Annotated in this window: 8 protein-coding genes; 7 read left to right on the top strand and 1 reads right to left on the bottom strand. The window is 59.7% G+C overall.

The features are described from left to right. Window positions 1–27: 27 nt before the first annotated feature. The gene (locus tag QN377_RS14145; RefSeq protein WP_095002430.1) at window positions 28–942 is read right to left on the bottom strand and encodes a LysR family transcriptional regulator; all 915 of its coding nucleotides are present in this window, start codon (window positions 940–942) and stop codon (window positions 28–30) included. Between the two features lie 133 nt (window positions 943–1,075). Between QN377_RS14145 and leuC the strand changes: the two genes are divergently transcribed. The 7 genes from leuC to QN377_RS14180 all read left to right on the top strand — a co-directional run bounded on the left by leuC (window position 1,076) and on the right by QN377_RS14180 (window position 9,964). Continuing rightward, a complete protein-coding gene (gene leuC / locus QN377_RS14150) occupies window positions 1,076–2,509 on the top strand; it encodes a 3-isopropylmalate dehydratase large subunit (RefSeq protein WP_095002431.1) in 1,434 nt (477 codons plus the stop codon). Then, window positions 2,506–3,150, top strand: coding sequence for a 3-isopropylmalate dehydratase small subunit (leuD, locus tag QN377_RS14155; protein WP_095002432.1), 645 nt, complete (start codon window positions 2,506–2,508; stop codon window positions 3,148–3,150). The genes leuC and leuD overlap by 4 nt, the downstream gene beginning before the upstream one ends. A 121-nt stretch (window positions 3,151–3,271) precedes the next feature. Continuing rightward, window positions 3,272–4,039 carry a class I SAM-dependent methyltransferase gene (locus QN377_RS14160; protein ID WP_095002433.1) on the top strand — a complete coding sequence of 256 codons (768 nt, stop codon included), beginning with the start codon at window positions 3,272–3,274 and terminating at the stop codon, window positions 4,037–4,039. A 56-nt stretch (window positions 4,040–4,095) separates the two neighbouring features. Continuing rightward, window positions 4,096–5,178, top strand: coding sequence for a 3-isopropylmalate dehydrogenase (gene leuB, locus QN377_RS14165; RefSeq protein WP_095002434.1), 1,083 nt, complete (start codon window positions 4,096–4,098; stop codon window positions 5,176–5,178). Between the two features lie 68 nt (window positions 5,179–5,246). Continuing rightward, a complete protein-coding gene (gene asd / locus QN377_RS14170) occupies window positions 5,247–6,359 on the top strand; it encodes an aspartate-semialdehyde dehydrogenase (RefSeq protein ID WP_095002435.1) in 1,113 nt (370 codons plus the stop codon). Between the two features lie 166 nt (window positions 6,360–6,525). Continuing rightward, the gene (locus QN377_RS14175; protein ID WP_095018882.1) at window positions 6,526–7,536 is read left to right on the top strand and encodes an aspartate-semialdehyde dehydrogenase; all 1,011 of its coding nucleotides are present in this window, start codon (window positions 6,526–6,528) and stop codon (window positions 7,534–7,536) included. A gap of 61 nt (window positions 7,537–7,597) precedes the next feature. Further along, window positions 7,598–9,964 (top strand): FimV/HubP family polar landmark protein, encoded by a 2,367-nt coding sequence (locus tag QN377_RS14180; protein ID WP_133144406.1) that lies wholly within the window; start codon window positions 7,598–7,600, stop codon window positions 9,962–9,964. The last annotated feature ends 139 nt before the right edge of the window (window positions 9,965–10,103 follow it).

Consider the following 10,103-nt stretch of genomic DNA (forward strand, 5'->3'; position numbering starts at 1 on the left):
TTATCGGGCCAAATGCGCGGGATTATTTCACCGGTGTACGGTTTGGGCGTCGTCCGTTTGTGCGGGCAGGGCATCTACCTGGGCATCGAGCAGGGTCATAAAGGCATGGGCCGCATTGGACAAGGTGCGTTCGGTATGCAGGATATACCCCAGCTGGCGGGTCAGCTGGATGCCGGGCAGGGCAATCGATGCCACCTGCTCATCCAGCATGGTGCGCGGCAACACGCTCCAGGCCAGGCCGATGGACACCATCATCTTGATGGTCTCCAGGTAATTGGTGCTCATGGCGATGTTGGGCGTCAGGCCCTGGGCTTCAAACAGGCGATGGACAATATGATGGGTAAAGGTATTGCCGCCGGGAAACACCGCTGGATGGCGTGCAATATCGGCCATGCTTACGGCTTTTTGCCGGGTCAGGCGGTGCTCCGGGGCCACCACGAAATCCAGCGGGTCATCCCAGACCGGTACCGCGCGAATCAGTGAATGGGGCTCCGGCGCCAGGGTAATCACTGCCAGTTCGGCACGCCCATGCAGAATTTCATCGTAGGCCACTTCTGAATCGAGAAACTGAATATCCAGCGCGACCTTGGGGTAAGTGCGGGTGAACTCGCGCAGTAAAGGTGGCAGTCGGTGCAGACCGATATGATGGCTGGTAGCCAGGGTCAGGCGCCCGCTGACTTCGCCATTGAGGTTGTTGAGTGCCCGGCGCGTGTCATCCAGTACGTTGAGGATCTGGTAAGCGCGCGGCAGCAAGGCCCGGCCGGCTTCGGTGAGGCTGACCTCACGGCCCAGCCGGTCGAACAGCCTGAGCTTGAGTTGCTGCTCGATGCTGGCAATGCGTTTGCTGATGGCTGGCTGGGTCAGGAACAGCCGTTCGGCGGCCCCGGAAAAACTGCCGGTTTCAGCAATTGCAATAAACGCATTGAGATTCGCGAGATCCATCTATTCGAATTCCTGTTGGTTATCCAAAGCATAAAAATTATGAATTTGAGTTATTCACTGTAACCCCATAGGATCGACCTCACAAGCCAAGTGGTTATTGGCACAGAAAAGTAGCTGATGAGGAAACCGTCTGATGGCCGGCAAAACGCTCTACGACAAGCTCTGGGATTCGCATTTGGTCAAGCAGCGTGACGATGGCTCGGCGCTGATCTACATCGACCGTCACATCATTCACGAAGTGACCTCGCCGCAAGCCTTTGAAGGCCTGCGGCTGGCCGGGCGCAAGCCTTGGCGTATCGATGCCAACATCGCCACCCCGGACCACAACGTACCGACCACGCCGGAGCGTAAAGGCGGGATCGAAGCGATTGCCGATCAGGTTTCCCGTCTGCAGGTGCAAACCCTGGATGACAACTGTGACGAATACGGCATTACCGAATTCAAGATGAACGACGTGCGTCAGGGCATCGTTCATGTGATCGGCCCGGAGCAGGGCGCGACCTTGCCGGGCATGACCGTGGTCTGCGGTGACTCGCACACCTCGACTCACGGCGCCTTCGGTGCATTGGCCCACGGTATCGGCACTTCCGAGGTCGAGCATGTGCTCGCCACCCAGTGCCTTGTCGCCAAAAAAATGAAGAACATGCTGGTGTCGGTCGAAGGGCAATTGCCGTTCGGCGTAACCGCCAAGGACATCGTACTGGCCGTGATCGGCAAGATCGGCACCGCGGGCGGCAATGGTCATGCCATCGAATTCGCCGGCAGCGCGATTCGTGACTTGTCCGTCGAAGGCCGCATGACCATCTGCAACATGTCCATCGAAGCCGGTGCCCGTGTAGGCCTGGTGGCCGCCGATCAGAAAACTGTCGATTATGTAAAGGGCCGTCCGTTTTCGCCTAAAGGCGCTGAATGGGACCTGGCGGTCGAAGCCTGGAAAGACCTGGTGTCCGACAGCGATGCGCAGTTCGACACCGTGGTTGAACTGGACGCTACGCAGATCAAGCCGCAAGTCAGCTGGGGCACTTCGCCCGAGATGGTCCTGGCGGTTGATCAGAACGTGCCGGATCCGGCACAGGAAGCCGACCTGGTCAAGCGTGGCTCGATCGAACGTGCATTGAAGTACATGGGCCTGACCGCCAACCAGGCGATCACCGATATCCAGCTCGATCGCGTATTTATCGGCTCGTGCACCAACTCGCGGATCGAAGACTTGCGTGCTGCGGCAGTGATTGCCAAGGGGCGCAAGGTGGCGTCCACCATCAAGCAGGCGATTGTGGTGCCGGGCTCGGGTCTGGTTAAAGCCCAGGCCGAGGCTGAAGGTCTGGACAAGATCTTTATCGAGGCCGGTTTTGAATGGCGTGAGCCGGGTTGTTCGATGTGCCTGGCGATGAATCCGGACCGCCTTGAGTCGGGCGAGCATTGTGCCTCGACCTCCAACCGCAACTTTGAAGGCCGTCAGGGCGCCGGTGGCCGTACTCACCTGGTCAGCCCGGCCATGGCCGCTGCCGCCGCCGTGAATGGTCGTTTTATTGATGTCCGTGAATTGATCCAGGGGAGCGCAGCATGAAGGCTTTTACTCAGCACACCGGTCTGGTCGCGCCTTTGGATCGTGCCAACGTCGATACCGACCAGATCATTCCCAAGCAATTCCTGAAGTCGATCAAGCGTACCGGCTTTGGCCCTAACCTGTTTGACGAGTGGCGTTATCTGGATGTGGGTCAGCCCTACCAGGACAACTCCAAGCGCCCGCTGAACAAGGATTTTGTGCTTAACGCCGAGCGTTACCAGGGCGCCAGTGTGTTGCTGGCCCGGGAAAACTTCGGTTGCGGCTCCAGCCGTGAGCACGCGCCGTGGGCGCTGGAAGAGTACGGTTTTCGCAGCATCATCGCGCCGAGCTACGCCGATATTTTCTTCAATAACAGCTTCAAGAACGGTTTGTTGCCGATCATCCTGAGCGACGCCGAAGTCGATGAGCTGTTTGCCCAGGTTGAAGCCGAGCCGGGTTACCAGCTCAAGATCGACCTCGAGGCGCAAACCGTGACCCGCCCGGATGGCAAGGTGCTGGGCTTTGAAATCGATGCGTTTCGCAAGCATTGCCTGCTCAACGGCCTGGACGATATCGGCCTGACCTTGCAGGACGGCGATGCAATTGCCGCGTTTGAAAGCAAGCACCGTGCGAGCCAGCCGTGGTTGTTTCGCGACGCTTGAATGGCCTCTTTGCGGGCAAGCCCGGCACCCACAGGGGAATGCATTTCAAATGTGGGAGCGGGCTTGCCCGCGATGACGGCAGTGTGGACAACCCAAGTCTTGACGCTAAAAGGAAGTTTTAATGACCAGTACCGCCCAGCACACCCAGGTCGTACAAAGGCAGTTCGGCGAACAGGCGTCGGCCTATCTGAGCAGCGCCGTGCATGCGCAAGGCACCGAGTTCGGTCTGCTCAAGGCCGAGCTGGCGGGTAAAGTTGAAGCGCGGGTGCTGGACCTGGGGTGTGGCGCGGGCCATGTAAGCTTTCATGTGGCTGCACTGGTCAAGGACGTGGTGGCATACGACCTGTCGCAACAAATGCTCGATGTGGTCAGTGCTGCCGCCAGCGATCGCGGGCTGGGCAATATCAGCACCGTTTGCGGCGCGGCAGAGCGTTTGCCGTTTGCCGATGGCGAGTTCGACTATGTGCTCAGCCGTTACTCGGCCCATCACTGGAGCGATCTGGGCGTTGCCCTGCGCGAAGTGCGCCGGGTGCTCAAGCCGGGTGGCGTAGCGGCATTTATCGATGTGATCTCACCCGGCAGCCCGTTATTCGACACCTACCTGCAAAGTGTCGAAGTGCTGCGCGACACCAGCCATGTGCGCGACTATTCGAGCGCCGAATGGCTGCGTCAGGTCAGCGAAGCCGGTTTGCACGTGCGCAGCACACAGCGTCAGCGTTTGCGTTTAGAGTTCAGCTCCTGGATCGAGCGCATGCGTACGCCACAGGTTATGAGCGCGGCCATCCGCCAGTTGCAGCAGTCGATGGGCGCCGAAGTACGCGATTATTTTGAAATTGAAGCCGATGGTTCGTTCAGCACCGATGTGCTGGTGCTGTGGGCCGAGAAGTAACCTGAATATTTCCGGGTGCGCCTGCGGGGGCATCAACAGACAAGAAAGAGGAACCCATGAGCAAGCAGATTCTGATTCTCCCTGGCGACGGTATTGGTCCGGAAATCATGGCCGAAGCGGTCAAGGTGCTGGAGCTGGCCAGTGACAAGTTCAACCTGGGCCTGGAACTGACCCACGACCTGATCGGCGGCGCAGCCATCGACAAGCATGGCGTACCGTTGGCCGACGAGACCCTTGAGCGCGCCCGTGCGGCCGACGCTGTCTTGCTGGGCGCCGTGGGTGGCCCGAAATGGGACAAGATCGAGCGCGACATTCGCCCCGAGCGCGGCCTGCTGAAAATCCGTGCGCAACTGGGCCTGTTCGGCAACCTGCGCCCGGCAATCCTGTACCCGCAACTGGCTGATGCATCGAGCCTCAAGCCGGAAATCGTTTCCGGACTGGATATCCTCATCGTTCGCGAATTGACCGGTGGTATCTACTTCGGCGCCCCCCGTGGCACCCGCGAGCTGGAAAACGGTGAGCGTCAGGCTTATGACACCCTGCCGTACAGCGAAAGCGAAATCCGCCGCATTGCCCGCGTCGGTTTCGACATGGCCCGCGTGCGTGGCAAAAAGCTCTGCTCGGTGGACAAGGCCAACGTGCTGGCGTCCAGCCAGCTGTGGCGTGAAGTGGTCGAGCAAGTGGCCAAGGACTACCCGGACGTCGAGCTGAGCCATATGTACGTCGACAACGCGGCCATGCAACTGGTGCGCGCACCCAAGCAATTTGACGTGATCGTCACCGAAAACATGTTCGGTGACATCCTGTCCGACCAGGCTTCGATGCTCACCGGCTCTATCGGCATGCTGCCATCGGCATCCCTGGACACCCACAACAAGGGCATGTACGAGCCTTGCCACGGTTCGGCGCCGGACATCGCGGGGCAGGGCATTGCCAACCCGCTGGCGACCATTTTGTCGGTGTCGATGATGCTGCGTTACAGCTTCAACCAGACCGCTGCTGCCGATGCCATTGAGCAGGCCGTAAGCCTGGTTCTGGACCAGGGTTTGCGTACCGGTGATATCTGGTCGACGGGTTGCACCCGGGTCGGAACACAGGAAATGGGCAATGCAGTAGTCGCGGCGCTGCAGAATCTGTAATCTCTCGGGCCCGTTACTTCCTGTTGGTGGAAGTAACGACCCCACTTTTTGTTAAAGGTGTAGTTGCGATGAAACGTGTAGGTCTGGTCGGTTGGCGCGGTATGGTTGGTTCCGTGCTCATGCAGCGGATGCTGGAAGAGCAGGATTTCGATCTGATCGAACCGGTGTTTTTCACCACTTCCAATGTCGGTGGACAAGGTCCGTCCGTGGGCAAGGATATTGCCCCGCTCAAGGATGCTTACAACATTGAAGAGCTGAAAACCCTCGATGTAATCCTGACCTGCCAGGGCGGCGACTACACCAGCGAGGTGTTCCCCAAGCTGCGTGAGGCGGGCTGGCAAGGTTACTGGATCGATGCAGCGTCGACCCTGCGCATGCAGGATGATGCGGTCATTATTCTGGACCCGGTCAACCGCAAGGTCATCGACCAGCAGCTGGATGCCGGCACCAAAAACTATATCGGCGGCAACTGCACTGTCAGCCTGATGCTGATGGGTCTGGGCGGTCTGTTCGAAGCCGGTCTGGTAGAGTGGATGAGCGCCATGACCTACCAGGCGGCCTCGGGCGCCGGTGCGCAGAACATGCGCGAGCTGATCAAGCAGATGGGCACCACTCATGCGGCGGTCGCCGATCAACTGGCCGACCCGGCCAGCGCGATTCTGGATATCGACCGTCGTGTGGCCGAGGCCATGCGCAGCGATGCCTACCCGACCGAAAACTTCGGTGTGCCATTGGCCGGCAGCCTGATCCCGTGGATCGACAAAGAGCTGCCGAACGGTCAAAGCCGTGAAGAGTGGAAAGCGCAGGCAGAAACCAACAAGATCCTGGGTCGCTTCAAGAACCCGGTTCCGGTGGACGGTATCTGCGTACGTATCGGTGCGATGCGTTGCCACAGCCAGGCCTTGACCATCAAGCTGAACAAAGATGTGCCTATCGCCGATATCGAAGGTTTGATCAGCCAGCACAACCCCTGGGTCAAGCTGGTGCCAAACCAGCGTGAAGCCAGCATCCAGGAACTGAGCCCGACCAAGGTTACCGGCACCCTGAATGTACCGGTGGGCCGTCTGCGCAAGCTGAACATGGGTTCGCAGTTCCTCGGTGCCTTTACCGTGGGCGACCAGTTGCTGTGGGGCGCGGCAGAACCGCTGCGCCGCATGCTGCGGATTTTGCTGGAGCGTTAATTCGCCACCGGCAGGTTCAAGCCCGCGTCTCGCAAGAGGCGCGGGCTTTTTATTGGATGATCAGCTGCTACGAATTGTCATCATCCATCAAATAGGCCGGGCGCGTTGCCTGTCGGGGTTGTGCCCGGTACAGTGCCGCTCCCCACGTTTCGCCTGAGGTAGATACATGAACCAGTCCTTTGATATCGCCGTCGTTGGCGCCACCGGCACTGTCGGCGAAACCATCGTACAAATGCTCGAAGAGCGTGATTTTCCGGTTGGCAAGTTGCACTTGCTGGCCAGCAGTGAATCTGACGGGCATTCGGTGCCTTTTCGCGGTAAAAACGTCAGGGTGCGCGATGTCGACACGTTCGATTTCAGCAGCGTACAGCTGGCATTCTTTGCCGCAGGCCCTGCCGTGACCTTGAGTTTTGCTGCCAAGGCCAGTGCAGCCGGCAGCATGGTGGTCGACCTGTCCGGCGCGCTGCCTTCTGCACAGGCGCCGCAGGTGGTACCTGAAGCCAACGCGCAGGTGCTGGCAACCTTGAAAAAACCACTGCAAGTCAGCAGCCCGAGTCCTTCGGCCACCGCACTGGCCGTGGTGCTGGCGCCTTTGCTAAGAGTGCTGGAAATTCAGCGGGTCAATGTGACGGCCTGCATGGCAGTTTCCGCTCAAGGCCGTGAAGCGGTCTCGGAGCTGGCACGCCAAACCACCGCGCTGCTGAACCTGCATCCGCTGGAAACCAGCTTCTTTGATCGTCAGATGGCCTTCAACGTCCTGGCCCAGGTCGGCACGCCGGACGCACAGGGCCATGTGCCGCTGGAAAAACGTTTGGTCAATGAGCTGCGCGAAGTTCTGGCTATGCCTACGCTGAAGGTATCGGCCAGCAGTGTGCAAGTGCCGGTATTTTTTGGTGACAGCTTCAGCGTGTCCCTGCAACTGGCCGGGCCGGTGGATCTGGTTGAAGTCAATGCCGCCCTCGAGGCAGGTGAGGGTATCGAGCTGGTGGAAGCCGGTGACTACCCGACTGCTGTTGGCGATGCCGTAGGTCAGGATGTGGTGTATGTCGGTCGAGTGCGTCACGGTGTGGACGACACATCTGAACTTAATCTGTGGCTGACGTCAGATAACGTACGCAAGGGTGGCGCATTGAACGCCGTGCAGTTGGCTGAGTTGTTGATAAAAGACCAACTGTAAAAGATACTTGGCTGCTATACAGGTCTCGTGGGACGAGGCCTGTACCAATAAGGAAGAGGCTATGGTTCAGGTTCGCAAATTGGTGTTGGCAATCGCTGCCGCTTCGGCGCTGTCATCCGGTATGGCGCAGGCGCTTGAGCTTGGGGAGCTGACGCTCAAGTCGGCGCAGAACCAGCCGCTGCTGGCAGAAATCGAGCTGCTCGATGTCAAGGACCTGACTGCTGCGCAAGTGGTGCCAAGCCTTGCCCCCGAACAGGAGTTCAGCAAAGCCGGAGTTCCGCGCCCGGCGTTTCTGGATGATTTGCGCTTTACCCCGATCATCAACGCCGATGGCAAGAGCGTATTGCGCGTCACCTCCAGCCAGCCGCTGTCCGAACCTTTTGTGAACTTCCTGGTGCAGGTGATGTGGCCCAACGGCCGCTTGATGCGCGATTACAGCGTGTTGCTCGATCCCGCCCGATTCTCGCCGCAGGCCGCGTCGGCGGCATCAACGTCTGCGCCTGCCGCGCCCGTGCAGTACACCACCACGTCCCGTGACACACTGTGGGAGATCGCCGCCAAGGCGCGCAACGGCGGCTCGGTGCAGCAGACCATGCTGGCAATTCAGGCCCTGAACCCTGATGCGTTTATCAACGGCAATATCAACCGGCTTAAAACCGGCCAGGTGCTGCGCCTGCCAGATGCCTCGCAAAGTGTGCAATTGCCCCAGGCCAGGGCCATCAACGAAGTGGCGTCGCAAAATGCCGACTGGCGCAGTGGCCGTCGCACCGTACCCTTGGCCCAGCAACTCGATGCAACCGGTCGCAAGCCTGTGCCGGCGCCTGCCGCCAAGGCTGTGCATCAGGATGCCTTGAGTCTGGTTTCCGCTCAGGCAGGCAAGGGTGCTGCCGGGGATGCGAAAAAACTGGCTGACCAGCTGGCGATGACTCAGGAAGGTCTGGACAGCAGCCGTCGTGAAAATGCCGAGCTGCAAGACCGGATGAAAGACCTGCAAAGCCAGTTGGACAAGCTGCAGCGTTTGATTGAATTGAAGAACGATCAACTGGCCAGGCTGGAGGCCGGCAAAGGTGCGCCTGTCGACCCGGCAGTTGCGTTGGCCGGCGTACAGGCCGCGGATGCGCCTGAAGCCGATATTGCGCCGGCAATCGAAGGTGCACCGGCCACTGCAGTGGCACCAAGTCCTGAAGACACCGGGGCGACGCAAGGCCATGAGCGAAACATTCAGGACCTGCTGAACAGCCCGCTATTACTGGGGCTTGTCGGCGGCGGGGCGGTCTTGTTGCTGCTCTTGCTGTTGTTGCTCGTGCGTCGGCGCAAGGCGCTGCAAGAAGCACAAAAACATGCGCGAATGGCTCGGGATCTTGAAAATGAGTCCGGGTTTGCAGCCGATCTGGATCTGCCGCAAAGCAGTTTTGAGGGGCTTGAAACGCCGTCGCGCAGTATCGATCCTGCACCTGCACCTGCACCTGCACCTGCACCTGCACCGGTCGTGGAGGCAGTAGCTCCGGTGGTCGCGCCGGTTACCCTGGCCAAGCCTGCGGCTGATGTGCTGGATCAGGCCGAGCGGTTGATTGAGCAGCGTCAGTTGAGCGAGGCCGTTGTATTGCTCAAGGCTGCGATCGATCGGGAGCCCCAGCGCAGTGATTTGCGTCTTGAGTTGATGCGGGTTTACGCCGAACTGGGTGATCGTGACGCTTTTATCGCTCAAGAGCGCCAACTGGTAGCCAATGGCAAGAATCACGCCCAGGTCGAGCAGCTCAAAAATCGTTATCCGGGCATGGCGGTGGCGGCAGCGGCCGGCATTGCTACCGCAGCGGTGGCCACCCAGCTGCAAGCGCAATTTGTCCAGGACATGATGCGCGACGATCGCGAGGTCGAACCGCAGCCGGAGCCTGCTGCACCTGCACCTGCAGCGTTCGATCACGATTTTGATCTGAGCCTTGATGAACTGGAAGCGGCTTCCCCTGCGGTCGTGACGCCAGAACCTGCAGGGCTCGACAAGCCGGCGGCAGACAGTTTCGAAGCGGTGCTTGAACAGCAGGCTCAGGTTCAGGCGGCTCACGAAGGGGCGTCGGACTTTGATCTGGACCTGCCGGCGGACTTTGACCTGTCCCTGGCTGAAGAAAGCGCTCCACCCGCTGTGGCGGCGGACAGCTTTGCCCTTGAGCTGGACAAGGTCAATGCCGAGTTGCATCGCCTGTCGCAAAGCCTTGAGCAATCATCGCTGGAGCAGCCCTTTGCCGATGATGAACCGGAATTCGACTTCCTCTCGGGCGCCGATGAAACGGCCACCAAACTCGATCTGGCCCAGGCCTATATCGATATGGGTGACGACGAAGGTGCGCGGGATATTCTGACCGAGGTCATGGAGGAGGGTAATCCACAGCAGCAGGCCGAAGCCCTGGAAATGATGGCACGCCTGACCTGAGTGAAACTCCTTTAGATACTCTGTTGCCGGTCAACCCTCCCTGTGGGCTGTCTCTTATACACATCTGGGTTGGCGTGTTGTGGGTGTAAAAAAAAAATGGGGGGGGGGGGGGGGGGGGGGGGGGGGGGGGGGGGGGGGG

Source organism: Pseudomonas sp. CCC4.1 (assembly GCF_035019225.1).
Taxonomy (GTDB): Bacteria; Pseudomonadota; Gammaproteobacteria; order Pseudomonadales; family Pseudomonadaceae; genus Aquipseudomonas; species Aquipseudomonas bubulae.